The sequence below is a fragment of the Pedobacter metabolipauper genome (assembly GCF_004362715.1).
Lineage (GTDB): Bacteria > Bacteroidota > Bacteroidia > Sphingobacteriales > Sphingobacteriaceae > Pedobacter > Pedobacter metabolipauper.
In genome coordinates this window covers 544922-564467 of sequence record NZ_SNYC01000003.1, presented here as the reverse complement: position 1 = coordinate 564467, position 19546 = coordinate 544922, and the positions used below count along the sequence as shown (strand labels likewise).

The 19546-nt window shown below is 41.0% G+C and carries 12 protein-coding genes; 4 read left to right on the top strand and 8 right to left on the bottom strand.

The genetic code is table 11. The annotated features are described in order from the left end of the window. Positions 1-119 precede the first annotated feature (119 nt). From ATK78_RS02455 to ATK78_RS02445, 3 genes are read left to right on the top strand one after another with little or no spacing between them, the layout of a single operon-like run. Positions 120-2600, top strand: coding sequence for a carboxylesterase family protein (locus ATK78_RS02455; RefSeq protein WP_243732415.1), 2481 nt, complete (start codon positions 120-122; stop codon positions 2598-2600). Beyond that, the gene (locus tag ATK78_RS02450) at positions 2561-3670 is read left to right on the top strand and encodes a carbohydrate-binding family 9-like protein (protein ID WP_133574465.1); all 1110 of its coding nucleotides are present in this window, start codon (positions 2561-2563) and stop codon (positions 3668-3670) included. The genes ATK78_RS02455 and ATK78_RS02450 overlap by 40 nt, the downstream gene beginning before the upstream one ends. Next, positions 3667-4791 (top strand): family 10 glycosylhydrolase, encoded by a 1125-nt coding sequence (locus ATK78_RS02445; protein ID WP_133574464.1) that lies wholly within the window; start codon positions 3667-3669, stop codon positions 4789-4791. The genes ATK78_RS02450 and ATK78_RS02445 overlap by 4 nt, the downstream gene beginning before the upstream one ends. Before the next feature lie 108 nt (positions 4792-4899). Here ATK78_RS02445 and ATK78_RS02440 read toward each other — a convergent pair whose 3' ends face one another. From ATK78_RS02440 to ATK78_RS02415, 6 genes are all read right to left on the bottom strand, one after another. Beyond that, positions 4900-6783, bottom strand: a complete 1884-nt coding sequence (locus ATK78_RS02440; RefSeq protein WP_166664803.1) for a gamma-glutamyltransferase family protein — start codon at positions 6781-6783, stop codon at positions 4900-4902. A 133-nt stretch (positions 6784-6916) separates the two neighbouring features. After that, on the bottom strand, positions 6917-7468 hold the full coding sequence (locus tag ATK78_RS02435; protein ID WP_133574463.1) for a GNAT family N-acetyltransferase: 552 nt from the start codon (positions 7466-7468) through the stop codon (positions 6917-6919). A 415-nt stretch (positions 7469-7883) separates the two neighbouring features. After that, positions 7884-8366 (bottom strand): DUF4112 domain-containing protein, encoded by a 483-nt coding sequence (locus tag ATK78_RS02430; RefSeq protein WP_166664802.1) that lies wholly within the window; start codon positions 8364-8366, stop codon positions 7884-7886. A 57-nt stretch (positions 8367-8423) separates the two neighbouring features. Beyond that, a complete protein-coding gene (locus tag ATK78_RS02425) occupies positions 8424-10925 on the bottom strand; it encodes a patatin-like phospholipase domain-containing protein (protein ID WP_133574462.1) in 2502 nt (833 codons plus the stop codon). Positions 10926-11029: 104 nt separating this feature from the next. Continuing rightward, positions 11030-11653 (bottom strand): DNA/RNA non-specific endonuclease, encoded by a 624-nt coding sequence (locus ATK78_RS02420; protein WP_133574461.1) that lies wholly within the window; start codon positions 11651-11653, stop codon positions 11030-11032. Between the two features lie 37 nt (positions 11654-11690). Then, positions 11691-14645, bottom strand: coding sequence for a VIT domain-containing protein (locus ATK78_RS02415; protein ID WP_133574460.1), 2955 nt, complete (start codon positions 14643-14645; stop codon positions 11691-11693). Between the two features lie 133 nt (positions 14646-14778). Between ATK78_RS02415 and ATK78_RS02410 the strand changes: the two genes are divergently transcribed. After that, positions 14779-15849: a hypothetical protein gene (locus tag ATK78_RS02410; RefSeq protein WP_133574459.1), complete on the top strand. Its 1071-nt coding sequence runs from the start codon at positions 14779-14781 to the stop codon at positions 15847-15849. Positions 15850-15851: 2 nt separating this feature from the next. Here ATK78_RS02410 and ATK78_RS02405 read toward each other — a convergent pair whose 3' ends face one another. Both ATK78_RS02405 and ATK78_RS02400 read right to left on the bottom strand, forming a co-directional pair. Continuing rightward, on the bottom strand, positions 15852-17207 hold the full coding sequence (locus ATK78_RS02405) for a hypothetical protein (protein ID WP_133574458.1): 1356 nt from the start codon (positions 17205-17207) through the stop codon (positions 15852-15854). Continuing rightward, positions 17204-19531 carry a hypothetical protein gene (locus ATK78_RS02400; protein WP_133574457.1) on the bottom strand — a complete coding sequence of 776 codons (2328 nt, stop codon included), beginning with the start codon at positions 19529-19531 and terminating at the stop codon, positions 17204-17206. Before ATK78_RS02400 ends, ATK78_RS02405 begins: the two co-directional genes overlap by 4 nt. Between the last annotated feature and the right edge of the window lie 15 nt (positions 19532-19546).

Sequence of the window (19546 nt, the reverse complement as noted above, 5' to 3'; positions counted from 1 at the left end):
CCCTGGCTACCCCAACCTGAATTCTATTTAGATTTTTACATCTGCAACCCATTAAAAACTATCAAATCAGCAATAAAATGTTCATTTTAGTAGTCTAATTCTCAACAACAAACCAAACCATGCAAAAAAATGCCATTATCAATGCTGCAAAAATGCAGTTAAAGCCTTTTTTAGTGCTAATTTTCTTATCATTCTGCTCCTATACATCATTCGCACAGGATATTTACTACTTCAAAACAGGCCTTTCTGTAAATGCAGGAGCACGTTATGGAAGAGAAGCATTATATACAGATCCGGTTGCATACAGTCTGTATACAAAAACATGGGTCCAGCCAGCAGATGGAATGGTATTCGGTAAAACTGGGACTGGTGCTGAATTAAAGTGGACAAAGATCACAGCAGATACGGCCAACCGGTTTAGAGGCAGAGGTGCTGCAGCCAACTACGTATATTTCGATTATAATTCTCCCAATGAAACCGTAGCGATATTAAATATCCGCGGCAACAGCGCCGTATATGTCAATGAAGAACCACATGCCGGGGATCCTTACAGTTCCGGATGGCTAAACATCCCGGTAAAATTAAAAAAAGGAAAGAATGATGTATTAGTCCGCGGACAGAACATTCAGGCCAGCCTTACCTTTCCTGCAAAGCCAATCTTCATGGATGTTCAGGATGCAACCCTTCCCTACATCATTGAAGGCAAACCCGCACAAAACCTGAAAGCTGCTGTAGTAGTCATCAATACCACTGCAAAACCACTAACCAATCTGCAAATGATCAGTAAACTGGGTGCAAAGGAAATGAAAAGCAACCTGCAGACCGTTCCAGCGTACTCCACCAGAAAGGTTTATTTCAGCATAAATGGCGAAGCTGCAATTCCTAAAGGAATAAACATCTGCAGCATTGCACTGGTTCAAAATGGTAAAGAGCTGGATCTGAAAATGGTTAATATAGAAAGTGTCTCTGCAGCAGATAAATACATCAATACATTCGTAAGTAACATCGACGGCAGTCTTCAATACTATGCAGTAGCACCTAAAGTTGGTGGTCAGGAACCAGGCGCAGCATTGTTTCTTTCTGTACATGGTGCTGGTGTAGAAGCCATCGGCCAAGCCAAAGCTTACCAATCTAAGGACTGGGGAGACCTGGTAACGCCAACCAACAGGCGGCCAAGAGGTTTTAACTGGGAAGACTGGGGTCGCCTCGATGCGCTTGAGGTTTTGGATCTGGCTAAAAAGGACCTGAAGCCCAATCCACAGCATATTTATTTAACCGGACACTCCATGGGTGGTCACGGTACCTGGTTTCTTGGCGCAACCTATCCCGATAAATGGGCAGCCATCGCTCCTTGTGCCGGCTATCCAACGCTAAAAGGATACGGATCTGCCGACGGATTAATCCCAGACAGCAGCAAATTTGCAATCGGACAGATCTTATTACGGTCCAGTAACCAGAGCGATGTTCCTAAACTGGCCTACAATTACAAACAATTGGGCGTTTATATTCTCCATGGGGATGCCGATGAAACTGTTTCTGTTAACTATGCCCGGCAAATGAAACAACAGCTGGCCAGCTTCCAGGCTGATCTGAGCTATTATGAATATCCAGGCGGATCACATTGGTACGGCGATCATAGTGTAGACTGGAAACCGATCTTCGATTTCTTTAAATGGCATAAACTGGCACCGGAAAAGGAAATCAATACGATAGATTTTACTACCGCCAGTCCTGGGATTTCTGCGTCTAACCATTGGATCTCGATTCATCAGCAAGTCAGTCCGCTTAACTATAGCCGGGTTAAACTGACACGTAACCTCAATGCAGGCACACTTTCCGGTTCCGTTGAAAACGTACAGCTGCTTAAAATTAAGCTGGCCGACTTCGGAAAGGATAAAGCAATAACCCTGACACTGGATGGACTAAATCCAATTAAATACACGACTAAAAGCGATACCGACAGCCTGTTTATACAGAAAACAGTTACTGAATGGACAATCGTTGGAGCTCCGGGTTCTAAAGTAAAAGGCCCGCATCGTTATGGAACCTTTAAAGAAGGATTTAATAAGAACATGGTCTATGTTTACGCAACTGGCGGAACCAAAGCTGAACAGGAATGGAGTATAAATAAAGCACGTTTCGATGCAGAAACCTGGTATTACCGTGGAAACGGTGCAATAGACATCATCAGCGATAAAGCATATTCAAAGTCTAAATATGCAGGCAGAAATGTCGTGCTGATTGGTAACTCCAGCACAAATGCGGCATGGAAAACACTATTGGGCGATTGCCCGATCAAAGTAACGGCAGCTGGCATTACTGCAGGCAACAAAAAATGGACTGGCGGTGATCTGGGAACCTATTTTATATGGCCAATTGCCGGAACAGAATCCAATACTGTATCGGTAATCTCGGGAAGCGGGATCAATGGAATGAATGCAGTCAATGCAAATCAGTATTTTGCAGGTGGCAGCGGATTTCCGGACATCATGATCTATCGGTTAAAAATGCTGGTTGATGGTGCCAATGAAGTTGAATATGCAGGTTTTTATGATAACGAATGGAATTTAAGCGGAAAAGATTTAATCAGCAAGGAGTAAGACCGGTATTATTGTGCCTTGGGTTATCCCTGGTTACCTATACAGCAGGTGCACAGGAATTGTTTAAAGGTTATGAAAACCTTTTTACACCGCCAAAGCAATATACCGCGGGATTTACGACGGTTAAGCCTCTTATTGATGGTGATATAAACGATACCATCTGGAAAAATATTCCATGGACGGATAACTTCGTAGATATTGAGGGAGATAAAAAACCCAAACCTCATCTGGCTACCCGCTGTAAAATGATCTGGGACAAAGAATCACTGTACATCGCCGTAGAAATGAAAGAGCCACAGGTCTGGGCAAACATCAGCAAACATGATGAGGTGATTTTTTATGACAATGACTTTGAAGTTTTTTTGGATCCGGATAACGATACCCATCAGTATATGGAAATAGAGTTAAATGCGTTAAACACCGTTTGGGATCTGTTTCTGAATAAACCATACCGCAATAATGGAACCCCATTGAATAACTGGGAAGCCCGCGGACTTCGTACTGCGGTAAAGATTCAGGGTACGATCAATAAATCAACAGACCTTGACCAGGGCTGGACGGTTGAAATGGCCATCCCCTATGAAGCCATAAAAACCGATCATACCGCGAAGATCCCTAAAGATGGTGATCTGTGGCGCATTAACTTTTCAAGGGTTGAATGGGATACTGAAATTGTAAACGGGCTATACGTCAAGAAGAAAGACCCTGCAGGAAAGGGCTTGCCGGAACGCAATTGGGTGTGGTCGCCGCAAGGGGTAATTAACATGCATTTACCGGAGCGCTGGGGCTATTTATATTTTAGTACAGACACCATCCAGCCAAACTATGAAAAGCAGAAAGAATATTTGTGGCTGGCCTATTACAAGCAAAAGGATTATCAGCAGAAAAATGGCAAGTATGCCAACACGTTAAATGAACTGGCTATGTCTGATACCTATGCGATTGCCGACAAACCGTTCACACTCATCCTGGAGGCAACGGCCAGCCAATTTTACATCACCCTGAAAATTAACGAACAAACGTCTCTAACCATTAACCAGGACGGACTCATTAAAACGATCAAACGATGACCAGCAGAAGAAATTTCGTAAAATCAGGACTCATTGCCGGCCTTGCCGCAACAACGCTCCCATTGAGCAGCACAGCTTCTGCTGTAAGTCTTTCTAAAGAAAAAGAAACCGCCAGGCCTTTTACAGAAGAACCGAGTTCCACAGCTCCTGCCGGCAATGCTAAGCACTGGATATGGATCAACCCCAAACATTCCGATACGGAACAGGAACTTGCCATCCGCTATAAAAAATATTATGATGCTGGTGTTCGCGGGATCTTCTTTGAAGAAGACAGCGAAAAGCATTACCGTGCAGCAAAAGCACAAAAGATTGAAGCGCACCGCTGGATGTGGACCATGAACAGGAGGATTGATTCATTAATGGCCGCCCATCCGGAATGGTATGCCATTAGCAGGAATGGAAAAAGCTGCATCACCCACCCGCCTTATGTAGATTATTACCGCTGGCTTTGTCCTTCTAAGCCGGAAGTGCAAAAATACCTGGAAGATGATGTACAGCAGATTCTCAGTAAAGATTATGTAGACGGTATTCACCTGGATTATGTACGCTATTGTGATGTCATCCTTCCCGTTAACCTTTGGGATAATTATAAGATTGTTCAGACCAGCGAACTTCCGGAATATGATTTCTGTTATTGCCAAACTTGTCAGGACGGTTTTAAGGCTTTCCGCGGAATAGATTTAAAATCTATAACCCATCCGGATGCCAGCCTTTCATGGCGACAATACCGCTACGATGCCATCACTAAAATTGTAAACAAACTGGCTGTTGTTGCCGGCACACATAAAAAGCCAATCACTGCAGCCGTATTTCCTACACCGGAAGTGGCACGTAGAAATGTACGTCAGGATTGGTTAAACTGGAATCTGAGCGGAGTGTGTCCAATGATCTATCACGGTTTCTACAAAGAACCTGTGGAATGGATCGGTGATGCAGTTAAAGAAGGAACCAATGGCCTCAAAGGTAAGTTTCCTTTATATGCCGGACTTTATCTGCCTGACTTTAAATCCGATAAAGAATTAAAATCGGGAATGGAGTATGCCATGCAGAATGGTGCCGCAGGCATTTCCATCTTTGGCGACGTAACTGATACCGTACTCGAAATTTTAAAGTCGGTTTAGAATATAGTTCAATATTATTGTAAAGCAATCGACATAGGAGAGCAATTGTAATTGCTTTTAGCTTCGGATAAATTGTACTGCAATTTGAGTATAAAAAGCGATTCTGTATTACCAGCCAATCCCATAATCTTCACCGTGGTTGCTCGAACCGCCGGTAAAGGTTTTGTGCTTCCAGTCAAAATAGATCGCATTGATCGGACCGCTGGTACGGTCGTCAAAGCTAAGTACATAGCCCATTTTCTTTAATTCGTTTCGTACAGATTCCTTAGTGCTGTCGTGCAGCAGGATCTGTCCGGGTTTTGGCTTGCGGTCGTCCGTTTTAGTACCTCCTAAAGAAAGCCAAAGCTGGTTGCTGTTAAAATTGGCCGCTTCTGATGCCTGCTGAACATTCATCCCAAATTCGGCCACATTTAAAAAGAACTGCAGCAGGTTTTGATCCTGTGTGTCTCCGCCTTGTACCGCAGAAGACAAATAAGGTTTACCATCTTTTAAGGCCAATGATGGCGATAAGGTTACACGGGGTCTTTTTCCAGGAGCAACTACATTGAAAGGATTTAATGCAGAGTCCAGCACAAAACTTTGCATCCGCTGGCTCATTCCAATTCCGGTGTTTCCGGCAATGCATGCCGGAAGCCAGCCGCCGCTTGGGGTAATGGAAACAATCCAGCCTTCTTTATCGGCAGCCTCAACAGATGTTGTACCAAGCCATAAACGCTCCTGGTATTCCTGATCCGGACTGGTATTCATCCCCATATCATGTTTGGGTGCAAAATTGCGTTTGGTAGTATCCATTTCATATCCCCTGTCTTTCAGCAGATTTAGATAAGGGTTTGTCTTCCCTTCAAAAGGATATGGATTTCCCGGACCGATGTTGGGATTGTTGCTGGCGGACTGAATTAATCCAGCACGTTGTTTTGCATAGGCTTTACTTAATAGTCCTTTGATCGGTTCTTCCGGAGAAAAATAAGGATCACCATAATAGAAATCACGATCGGCAAAGGCCAGGTTCATGGCTTGATATACCGTATGGATATATTCAGTACTGTTGTAACCCATTTTCTTCAGGTCAAAGTTCTCCAGAATATTCAGGGCCTGCAGCATCACCGGACCCTGGGTCCATTGTTTCATTTTGTAGACATCAATTCCTTTATAGTTAACCGTTAAGGGCTCTTCTTCGATAGGTTTCCATTTAGCCAGATCTTCCATGGTGATTAATCCACCTTGTTCTTTACTGCCGCGTACAAATTCTTCGGCAATGTCTCCTTTATAGAAGCGGTCGTACGCAGCCATCAAGGCGTCTTTCCTGCTTTTTCCCTGTTTCAATGCTTTACGTTCAGCTTCTACCAGCTTGTTGAGCGTCTGCAGCAAATCTTTTTGCACAAATAACTCCCCTGCTTCCGGAGCTTCCCGTTTTTCACCAGCATGAGGAAGAAATACTTTTTTACTGTATGGCCATTGTTTGATCTGTGCTTTTCCACGTTCCATACTGTTTGCAGCCTGTGCTTCGATGGCGTAACCAGCAGCCATCTGCATCGCTGGAGCCAATACTTCTTCTAAACTTAGCGTTCCATATTGTGCCAGCATATAGATCAGTCCGCCGGGAGTACCAGGTGTGGTTGCCGCAAGCGGGCCATATTCGGGTGGGAAATTATATCCCTTACCCTTAAAGAATTCCGGAGTTGCGCCTGTTGGGGCCACACCCATGGCATTGATTGCAATCACTTTTTTCGTTTTCGGATTATAGATCAGCACTTGTGTTTCTCCGCCCCAGCTTAGCGTATCCCACATGGTACACGTTGCAGCAAGCATTGTACATGCCGCATCAACCGCATTGCCACCCTTTTGAAAGGTCATAGCTCCAGCAGTTGCCGCCAACGGTTTGCCGGTAATGGCCATCCAGTTACTTCCATACAACACAGGTTTTTGAGTTTGCTGAGCAGATGCAGGCAAAATGAGCGCAATGGCGATAAAAAAGATAAAGAAGTGTTTCATAAGATCTATAAAGATCCCAATTTAACTAAAAAATGAGATGCGGCAAAGTAAGGCCATGTAATATCTTTATAGCGAAGTAGCGTTGCAGTAGTGTATAAAGCACTAACAATACGATCAGATGTATTGCATGTGATTAGGTATATTGCATATGATTGTACTTTCCGCCTAAAAGATCCTTTTCATTCACGATCTTAAACCCCATTGAGGTATATAGCTTCTCTGCTTTTGGATTGCTTTGATCTACCAGTAAGCCAATCTTATCCGCTTTTAAAGATTTTGCTTTTCCGATCAGCGCATGAATCAGCTGTTTACCAATCCCTTTACCCTGATGGCCTTCAGAAACACTTAACGTGTCTATGTAATATTCTCCTGCTTCAGTTTCAAGTTCCGGATTAAGCTGAACACCATATTCCAATTGGATAAATTTCAAGAAAGGTGCTCTCAGCTTTTCAAAATCTGCTCCATCATAACCGTTTATGAAACCGCATATCTCTTCATGTTCTTCACAAACCAATATATTTTCATAACTATACTGATTGACAGGCAATCCTATAAAATGCTCAAACAATGGAACGGCCTGATATGGATCTGGATTATCAACATATTTTACAGCAAGATCTTCGAGAGCCTGAATAATTAAGCGGGCTATTTGAGGAGCATCGGAAGGAACTGCAGGTCTGATCATAATACTACTAATAAATTTAAGTATTCATTTAGAATGATTAATATATATAGGTTTCGGGGTTACTTATTAGATGTTCTATGCATTAATGGATATGATGATTCAGTGTGCACTTAGAAATTTAAAGCGGTATCCATTAACGTTATTGGCTTGTGCTTTTATAACATCATTATGGATACTTGTATTAATTGGCGCAATTAAAGTATCTATCGACTACTTTATGGATCAACATTCAGGATTAATAAACAGAACATCATTAGTAAACCTGGGTCTTATTCCCGTTCTATTTTCAGCTATTTTATTTGTGATTACCCTTATTCAATTCGGACTTCGAAAAGATAATATATTCTATCAGCGGGTACTCGCCTTTTTAATCATACCAATAATGGTATTCTTTTGCTTCAATGGATAGCTTCAATTAAAATAAACTCCCTACCCATTCTGCCGCTTTCCACAAACCAAGAGCCAATAATATCATCAAAACAAAAAGAACAATCAACGTAAATACAATAATGTTCTTGCCGCTTCCCTGGTGTTTATTTTCCAGGTAATGTTCTTTCATGAGTTTAAGGTTCCTGGTATTGGCTTTAAAATAGAAATCGAAAAGCTGACCAATAAAAGGAATCGCACCTATTGTAGCGTCCAATACAATGTTCAAACACATCAGAACAACAATCTTACTGCTTGCTCCTTTCTTTGCCATGGCGAGAACCAATCCACCGGAAATCAGAAAACCGGTCATATCACCTACAAATGGAATAAGGTTTAAAACCGGATCTAGCCCAAACCTGAATTTGGTGCCTGGAATCTGGAATTGCTCATCCATCAAATAGGAAAACCGGGTGACCCAGTTTAACATCCGGGCTTTATTTACTTCTTTATTGTACGGATAAACGGCCATTTTAACACAACGGAATTAGCTGGCAATTGTTTGCACGCAGCAGCTTCATTTCTCTAACTATTGTTTTCGCTGTTGGGGACGATTTGATATAAATTGTATTGATGTAAAATACTTTCGGGTAAGTCGGTTAAGAATTGCCGTACCACTTTGTTGCTCTAATTTAAGGTTTACCTCTTCATTAATTTTACTGATGCTCTGATTAGATAATACCCAATTCATAGGAACTTCACCTGTTTTAGCCTGTAACGGTGCATCGAGAAAAAGACCGGAATCTATATTCACCAGCTGTTTCAATAACGCTCTGCTGGTATGACTTCTTCCAGAACGCGTATTAAGTACACCATTAAGAATTTCGCTCCATTCATTAAACCAGTTGATATTTGAATTTTCCTTGTGCTTTCCGTAAGTATCTTTATCTATTTTAACGCGTTCTATTTCAAAAGGCTCTCTTTCAAAACGCTCTCTTTCAATGTTCTCGGCGTGCTTTTCACTTTCTTCGCCAAATAGAAGATTAATCACGATAGGATCAACCTGTACATATAACTCATCATTTTTCAAAATCTGTAAGATTTCCAGCATGGAGGCGGAACCTGTATTTTCGACATATCCTCCATCTAAATAATGGTGTTTACCCATTAAACGACGACCAATTTTGCCACCAGGGGAGAATATTGGGAAGCGGCTGCTAAAATTAATGGCAGTACTGTAATTCAAATTGTTGATTTTTTGATCGAACAAATCACGTTCCTTTGCAAAGAGAAGACGATCAGGTTTCAGGTTGCTCAGCCAGCACTGCAGGCCAGTCTCCACTTCAGTTGTATTGATCATAAACAATGGAGCATCTTCACTTAGCTCGTGATCAATAAAATCAGTTTTAAAAACATTTGATGGATCACCAGTGGTCTCGTAACTTTTTTCCCAGGATTGCTCCAGGCCAATGGCACGATCAAATCCTTTAAAATGCCAGGGTATAAAAAGTTGAATAAAATCTCCATAAAGCATTTTACCTATAATCGGTGAAAGGGCATCGTTCTTAAAGAACTTCCTGGAAGCTTCTAAACGGGCTGTGGGATCCTGAAAGTAGGAAGATCTGTAAGTTACTGCATTAAAAACACCTAAACCTACAGCTCCGCCAGATACGCCTGACATGGCAAATAGCGCACCCTTTAAATCTATATTATGTTCTGCCAATTTCTTTTCCAGGCTACTGAGAAAGATACTGGTATAAGCACCAGTTCGAAGTGCACCGCCTTCTGCACAAATGAAAATAACAGGATATCTTTGTTTTGAGTCATGTATTATACCTTTATTACTGTTAATGGTGTGCTTATACCTTATAAACCATTTCTTGAAATGATTGCTAACTGTTTCCCGATGTGGAGCAGCAGCCGTATTTTCCCTTACGGGATGATCATCATTGAATACAGAAGAAAGCAAAAGTATAATGAACATGAAGAAACGTACAGATACGACCCATTTTTTGAGAAAAGATTTGTCAAGATACAGCAGGCCAATATACAGTCCAGTATAACAGAAAAACGCGATACAAACTAGTGCCGGTGCAGCGATGCGCTCAAATACGGACCAGGAAGCCGGAATAAAACACAGAACAAGAAATAAGATGAAGGCGGTCAAAGCCAATATCCGGATCTGGCGGTGCAGCCCCTGATAATAGCTGGAAGGAATCGTATAAACCCATCGGTATGATTCGCCTTTCTTAAGTTTGATGTTGTGCTCTTTCAGCTCAAATTCTTCAGGAACCCTCCGAAAAGATGTAAGCACCTCTTCGCTTTGAGGGAATTCGTTTATCTTATCATCCGTAGCCTCTTTAAAATTCCCGGTAAAGTGTTGTAGATCCTGTTTATAAGGTTGCTGGAAGCTGCTCTCTTTTGGTAATGCATATACATAATCCTCATAGATACCATACAACTTTCTGAGGTAGCGTTGTTCCTGGTTGGGGAGTGAGCGTTCACCAAGGATTGTCTTTCTATATCTTCCCGGACCATAGCTCCCTGTTTTATAAAAATACAGGTTAGATAATACGACAATTAGCAATAGAATAGATAAAATGCAGATAGAAAAGCACGTGATACTGGAAGCTTTATCCATGTAGGTTGCAGTAAAAGAACTCCAGATCAGTCCCAGAATGACAGCTACAGGAGGCCATAGTAAAAAGAAGGCGGCGAGTACTTTCTGAACTGTCTTTCGCCATTCCACCCTTGCCTCACTTAAATTCTTACCAGAATTGTCAGAAATATAAATGGCATATCTAACGCCGAGTTCTGAAGAAACACACCATAAAACGATGCCAATAAGAAGGAATAGGAGTGGAAAAGGATTCTTGTCCGCTAACTTCTCTACCATCAGCAACAAAGTATCTCTACCCTGGGGAAGCCAGATCAATATGGTTCCAATTAAAAATGCAGGAATGATGACAAATCCAATTTTGGCGGCTATAGACAAGAGATCAAGCGCGAGTATCCGCAAACTTAAGCGGTTAAAACTCAGTTTGATTTCTCTGTGGCCTTTTTTAAAAAGAGCGATTATACTTCCAAACATACCTGACAGATAAAGTTCACAATAAGATACTTATGAGTATTCAAATTACTACTATCTATCTAACTATCATACCGTTAAAACACCCTATTTTAACGGTATAAATATTAAGGTACTAACGGATAAACCAGCTTCGCTTTAAGTTGTGCCAGCGTTAGATCTTCAACATGGCCGCTATCGTCGTTGGGAAACAGCAGGCAATACATTATGGCTTGTGTAGCAGGATCTACCACGATCTTATAACAATAATCCGGAATAACCACGGTATGCCCGGGTTTTAACAGCTTATCGGTATAGATACCTCCGGCAATAATAAAAATAGATTTGGTCTGCGACAAAGCTCTAAGTTTGGTCTCCCATTTTTTCCAGATCCCGCGGTTCAGCTTAACCGTCTGCGGAAAGCAGTTGTAATAACAAAAGGTTTCTTTGTCCAGGATACAATCGTACGCAAAATCTTCTGCATTGGCCAGGTGTCCTTTATCATAGCCTGTACCAGAATAATCATCATCGCTGGCAGTCTGTTCATCACACTTCCTGAAGCTAAACGCAGAGCGGTCGCAATCGCCACCGCCCTTCTTTAGCAGGTAAGTTACATATAACGGGTTCTTAACTTTATAGGAGTAATAAGATTTATAGATACTGGTTTGGATCACTTTATCAACCTGCTGTGCGGAAACCGCCAGACAGTAAAGCGTAAGAACCAGGCTATAAAAGATCGTCTTTAATTTCATTGGCTGAATTTAACAATTGATTTCAGCAAATTAAGGATTAAAATTCAAACGACCCGATCAGTATACCATTATCCTTTTTACCCGACATCTGCAATGTAATTACCTTTCGCTCCTGGTTTACCTTTCCATAATTGGTGTAGATCTCCGCCATCACTACAGTAGGACCGCTGATGCTGATATGGTTATCGCCATAATAATCGACATGAATGATGTACTTGCCTTTAATTGCTTTTTTGATCATGAATTGTTCCGGACCATAGCCACCTGTAAAATCATCACTGATCCTGCCGCCTGCTGCAGTTAGTTTGTTCTTGTAATAACATTTCTCTCCATTCGGATCGGTAACCCAAAGATCTATATCCGTATCGATCTTATTCCAGTTCAGTACAACACGGACATCGACAGGAAGCTTAAAGATCAGCTTTGGATCTATCCGGCTGGTATTTAAATGATCGCCATGCAATACAATCAGGTTATTGATCTCAGCGAGGATGATCTCTTCAATACCCTGGTCGCGGTTGGAAATATCAGCATTGTAACTCTTGGTAAGCACCTGATACAACGTATCCAATGCCTGCTGGTATTTACCGCAATTTGCAAGTGCCAGGGCATAATCGCGGTAGCTTTGAGCTTCCATAGGACGCCATTTAACAACCTTCTTACTGATAAACAAGGCAGTTTCAGGATCACCAGCCTGTGTTAGCTTATAAGCCAGTGATTTATAGATCTCTGAATTTTCGAGATCAAGCTCTGTCAGGTTACTTAAGATCAGGAGTGCCCGTACTGAATCTTTTTGCTGATAGAACCAATTGGCCATATCCAGGTAAAAAGAGGGCGTACTTTCATATTCAGGCCGGATCGCCAGGTAGCTTTTATAAGCACCCGAACTGCTGCCCTGAAGCTTTTTCATATATCCTTTATCACTTTTAAACTCGGGCACCTTAATTTCCGGACCGGCTGGGTTGCTTTGTTGATCTGCATTCCTTTGGACTGCAATACCCGCTGCCCTACCACTACGGGCAGCTCCTACCATGGATGATTTGCGTTGAGTACCACTGGCAACTACTACAACCTCATTTAATTCCATCTCTGCTCCGGTTGAATTTCTACGTGAATGAGTAGCTACACTTCGTTCTGAAGATAAAACTGCTGGAGGCATTGAAACTGCATCATACATTTGATTGTCAGCTTTATCCGGTTTTGGAAAAACTTTAACCTTGGGAAAATCTCTGTTCCACCATTCCTGAAGAACTTTAGCCATAGTCATTGAGCTGTTCAACAGATCTCTCCTGCCCTGATCTACCATAGCCATACGTTGTTTTTTTACTTGATCATATAGTGGCTTAAGTTCGTCCGGAGGTTCTATTCCGTACCGGATGTAATCATCCACAGATTCTAAAACCATCAGGCTTGTATTTCGGGTTACAATACCAAATTGTTGAGCAAGCTGTGCAATTTCTACTTTATTATCTTCATAATTCTGATCCATCTCGCTTAGCTTTTTCTGCGCCCAGATCCTGCTTACATCAATCATGCTCGCGTTTGTTTTACCCGCATTGATGGTCACTTTACGCTCCATAGTCACTGTATTTCCATAACCAAACTGAAGGGTCATACTGGTATTGGCAGCCGATGAAATACCAGCAATAGAAATTAAGCCATTTACTGGTGTTGGAACTGATGGATACAGCTCTGTAACTGCAGTATTGTTTTTAATACTGATCAGCTGGAGTTCTTCTTTAGATAATTGCTGATAAGCTTGTGATGCAGAAAATGTATTGAGATTGATAAACTTCCCTCCGCTTTTAGCAGCTATATATTTTAGCTGACTAAAATCAGCACGCAATGCAGTGTTTATAGTATGAACCGGTTTATTCAGGTAAACTGTATTTGGACCAAAGCCAGAAAAGCCATCGGTAAAGAAAAGATACTCATCCCCTTTTACAAGCCGCGAATTGATCTTGCTGTAATCTGCCCCGCCATCATAGATCAGGCTGCCCAGTTTTTCTCTTAATGCATTCCAGTTTCCGTTATTAATAACAAAATCACCTCCATTTTTGAATACATGATTCAATAAGCCAAGATGGATGGTCAGGTTTTTCTTGTCCTTGATCAGTGCATCTAACAAGGCAAATTCCTTTACTTTGTCGCGGTTTAAACCACTTAAAGACACATCCCAAATTAGCCCGATGTCGCTGCTTAACTGGTGGTTGCGACTTGATCCTTTAATAAAAATATTGGCTAAGAAATAAGCACTGCTTCCTGCTTTCTGCACAACCACTTCCAGTGCATCGGTAACTTTGGGAAGCTCGACTGCCAATGCCTGTTTTGGCAGGAAGTTTTTACGTTCCAAAATAGCTGTATAGGTATTCCCCTGGCTTTTAAATTTAAAACTGCCATCAGGCTGTTCCGACATGACAGGTTCAGAGCTGCTTTCCAATACGGTGGTACGCAATGAAAAATCAGGAATCGCTTGTTTAAAGTCCAAAGGCAGGCGGTAAGTAAATGCCTGCTGGCCGTTTAACCGGAGTTCTTCTTCATAACCTATGGTGATTGTTCTTATTCCATTTACAGGAAACGGATAAATGCGGGTACGGAAGTTATTGCCTTCTACCTTTTCCAGCAAACCGGGATCTACCCTTCTGCGTTCTATGCTTTCAAATACTTCCGTTGCCTTTGCCTTTTCTACCGGAACTGCTTCACGCATCTTACCATTGATATCCAATGCATACCTGCTTACCGTTACACCATCTGGCAATGGAAAGGTAAGTTCGCCCTCCAGAACACGTGCGCTGGCATTATAAAAGGACATGGTCATTACCGTAGTGGCAATATTCCCGGTTATTTTAACATCTACCTGAAGTGATTGCAGGCTAACAGCCCTGGCATCTTTTGGATTGGTACCAGAGATCTTGATCTGCGGCGCTTGTGCAAAGGCACTGAATGATACCGAAGTAATCAGAAGTGACAGGAGTAAGGAACGTACTTTCATAGGATTGTTTTTATTAGTGATGAAAAATCTTCCTGATTTCCATAATTAAATTGACAGTAATTTAAATTCATTAATTGCGTTACTGATCAATGAAGACTTAACAATTTCTTAAAGAATTGTTTATATTTAACTTATGAAGAAAAAGAGAACCTATATTATTGTCTTTATATTGCTCTTTATAATTTATATGCTAGGTTTTAAATCCATCAATTACAGCATCTCATCCATGCTGCTTCCAGGTAAACTGGACTCCTATCCATACTTAAACGAAGGTGTATCTTCAGAACACTATGAAATTAAATTCCTATATACCGGTTTATCCAATATAGATTTTGATACAAAATCAATGAATACCATCGTGGAGACTGCTCACGTAAACGATGAAACACTGGGTTATTATAAATACAACAACCAGGGCGAACTCTTGGATTCTTTCCGGACGGACAGTTCATTTGTAACCAACTTTTATCCGGGTGGAACCTTGTTTGGGAAAGATTATTATGTGGAATGGGCCATAAATGGCGATAAAACCAAAAAGCCGTTTGCCGGATTCTTAAACATGGACTTCAAAATGGATGCCGCTGTTTGGGATGAAAATTTTCAGAAATTCTACGCTGCAGCAGACTTCGTACATTATTACCCCTCGGAGAACTGGCACTACCTGACCTTTTATTTTAGGATTAACGGCACCTGGACGGCTTTGAATACCCTTGAAAACGACGACAGGATCTATCAGGACATGTCGTCTGAAAATAAACTCGACTTTAAAAACTTCAAGCAAAAAGGCAATCAGTTCGTCCCGTTAAAAAGCAGTATTACAGATAAATACCCGCTGCTAAGCTATAAGCACAACAACAATTACGAGGGCATTAAGTACAATTGGGAAGGATCAAAAGAACCCATTACATTAAACTACTTCAAAAAAGAATTCATTGCCGGTGAAGCCGCCTATACCAATATACCATTAAGCTGGGGCGGCACAGGTTACTTTACCTTAAAGTATAAAAATGAACTGTTAAACTTTAAAGAGGTTGGGGCTAAAGACATTGGTTTCTTCAAAAAAGCTGAATTCCACATTAACCTTTATACCACACCCCAACCCTGGTTCAATAAAACCGAGCTTGCTTTTATCAATGTTTCTTACACGTCCAGTTTAGTAGATCGCGGCGGAGAAGGCTTATATGTGATCAAAAGAAAGCGTTAAGCCTATTTAATCACGACATTAAACTCATTCACCGAATTTCCAATAAGTACTCCTGTAGGTGTTCTGCGTGTATCGTTATTTGATAGCGTGTCCTGATCATGAACTACTTTGTAGGCACGAACATAATATTTCAACTGCTGAAGATCTTTAAACGATATACTTCCAAAGGTATCGGTAGATCCACTTTTCAAACTTCCCTCACAGGCCTGGTATTTGGTAACAAGGTCCGGATCAGAATACAGGCACACATTTGCATTAGGAATTAAAGCGCCATTTTTATCATATACATTTATTTTTAATGTGGTGGGGCCTGCCGGAGGCTGAGGTTTGTTTTGAGGTTTCAGAACCACGTTAAATGTGTTGACTGCATTGACATTTAGTACGGCTGTCGGTAAAAGTCTGGAGTCAATATTGGATAAGGTATCCGTACCACTAATTTTAAATGCAGAGATGTAATACTTTAAAGGCTGAAGGGCCGTAAAGGTAGAAACACCAAATGCATCACTACTTCCGTTTTTGATACTGCCAAAGCAATTGGTGTACCGAGCAATGAGATCCAGATCAGAATACAGGCAGATCTCTGCATTTTGAATGTAACCACCACTTTGATCGGTAACTGTGATTTTGAGGGAGGTAGCAATTGGTTTTACCTGGGTCTGCAATTTTATAGTCGTTTCATTGATGGTATTCTTTTTCAGTATGGTCAACGGTGTCTGATCGCTGAGGTTATTGGAGATGGTATCTTTACCTACAGCAATATATGCTGCCGCAAAATAAGCCCGTTCTTCGAGCCCGTCGAACAGAACGACCCCATTTTTATTCGTAATGCCGGTTCTGATGTTCCCCACGCAAGTATTCCTGTTTTTTAATATCGTTTGGGCATCTGAGTACAGGCAGACCTGTACATTGGCCAGCGGAGCATTCTGATCATCTTTAATAAATAGACGCAATGCAGTATTGGCGACCAGGCTAGTTTCCATATTAAGCCGCAGATTCTGATCTTTAAGCAATTGGCTTTCGCTAACGGTTAGTATGGTATCCAACGTATATACATTGTCGTTTAATAAACCTGCAGTTTTGGTTTGAAAAGTAATATTAAACTTATAATTGCCACTACTGAGCAAGTTTAAGTCGAACGTTCCATTTTTAAGCTGAACCACATAGTTGGTCTGATCGATACCATCCTTGGTAACTACCAATTTTGCTGTTTTAGCCGTGTCCAGACTACCGGTGAGTATATTTTCATAGTAAATGGTACCGCTGATGTGTGCATCGCCATTAAAAATTTGATCTGCGGGCTTCTCGCAGGACATTGTCAGCAATACGGCCAACAAAATAATCAGATGTTTTGCTTTCATGGTTTGGTGAATAGGTTAGTAGGTTTTGCTTTATTGAATATGGCATCAAAGGCTTGTAAACCGATGGAAAGGCCTATAAATGCACCCCGTTTGTAATAATGTGTGGTAGCGAGTGCACCTCCGTTTAGGGTAAGCCGTTCCGTTTTACCAAAATGTACACCACCGGTAACGGCAAAGCCGCTGTAGATTTCCCAACCGCCGCCCAGCAGGAAGTTATTTGCAGGAGCATCAGTAATTTGATAGCCGAGATAAAAGAAAGGGAGGATACCATGAGGAAGAATTTTTTCACTTTGTATATCAAGTCTTTTAGTAAATACCTGCACGCCTACTGTTGCTCCTAATCCGCCACGGTCTGTAGTATAAGTTGCTGAATTATCTGATGCGTCTATGGTATACATATTTCGTTCCATGAAGCTGTACGTCATCCCTGTTTTAATACGGAACCGATACAGTTTATTGAACCGGTAATGATAGGTTATATTTTCCGGGCTCAGGTTCTTCGAAGTTGCGCTATCAATAATCTGGTAGTTTACCATGGCGGGTGCTTCTCCAGGCAATTCATGGTTAATCAATTTGGAAACATAATTTGGTGAGGTATCATGAATCGGTGAAATTGGCAGTCTTAATATGCCAGATGCATAAGGTTTAGTGATATTCATCAACACCAGATAAAACCGATAGGCTGCATTTGCGTCATCGCTTTTGTTTGGGCTGCCACTTGCAAGATTACCCTGCTTTGCTAATTTGTCAAGACCTCCTAAATCCTGATCTGCAGCAATTGAAGTAATTGTCGTATTTAACCGATAAGAGGCATCTTTAGATGAATTATGCACCATCACATACATTCGTTGTGTCTCGTTGATCTGAACTTTATTATCATTTCCCATTAATAGATAGTCATTCAATCGGTCATGCTGGCGAATGATCGCATAACCATTTCGATTTGGCCGTGCCGTTTTGTGATTTATATACAATAAGCCATCGTATAGTAGAGAATCTTTAACCAGGAAATTATCTTTTATAATATTCGATGCCTTAAGCTGATCAGGAGTATCTTTTAACTCCTTAATATCTGCCTGTATTTTTTCAATGGCAATTTGGGTGTTCGTTTTATCTATCAACCGACTTGCATAAGTATTCTTAAGCAGTTGAAGTTCTTGAACACTGCTCCCGCTTACACGGGATCTATTTTCTAAAATCAAAAGCTCCTGATTAATATTTGCTAAGTCCTCTTTGTTTTTCTTCAATTCAGCATCGAGCCTCTTTATATCTCCATTAATTTTTTCCAAATCATCTTTTTCAATGGTGTCTTTAAAAGGATTCGCTGATAAAGAAAGAGGATTAATCAACCAGGAGAACTGCAATAGAAAGTTTATATGGTTATCGTCTCGAAAAAATTGGAGCTCTGGTGAGTTCATGAGCTTGTTAAGTTCACCATTCAAATACTTAAATTCATTCGAAGACACATTTGTGATAAATGAACTTTCGGCAATACTCAAAGCAGTTCCAGAGCGCTGCTTATTAAAAATATCCAGGATCATTTTTCTTTTAGGAAAATCCGGATCTAAAAAAACAAGATTAAGTCCTGTTGCGATATATTGGTTTGTTGACTTTAAATCTGGTATGGTATCTTTAAACGATGCGGAAAGAATCTTATTGTTTGCTAGCTGTTTGATAACAGCTAGATATTTTTCATTACTCTGAACCAGCTTGAATTTACAAATTGAAAGCTCCTCTACCTTTACTGGATCCAATGTTGCCATGAATTTCCACTCATTTTTTCCACCGATCCGACCAAATTGAACTGGAAATTCCGGATCTGTCACTAAATCGTATGCGGGTACCATTAAATCTTCTAATTGAGGCAGCCAAATGCTGGTCTTAGGCGAATCTATTTTCGCTAATTCTGTAATCTCATTCGCTATATTCAGCTGTTTTGATAAAATATCAATTGCAACCTGATCACTCTTAAGCAGTTTAATCAGCTGTTGTGCCATGGTGTATTTAACTGCATTTATTTTGTCATTTAATTTTCCGTCAGTATCTGGCAGACCTACACTAGCCTTTACATCTGTAAGTTTTTTAAGCAAACCAATCTGGTTTTTAAAGTGATTATACCAGGCTATTGTTCTCTGCGCTCTATACTCCGGACTAACGGTAACTGTAAAATATATCCTGGTTTTTTTATGATCTGTTAATATGCTGGGTGGTGCAGAAAGAAGTTGTCCTTTCTCATTAAATACATAATGAAGAGCATTTTGCGAATATGATTTCAGCACCATCAAACTCAGGCAAAGTAAAATTACAAACCGATATTTTTTCATTATAAAGAGATTAGT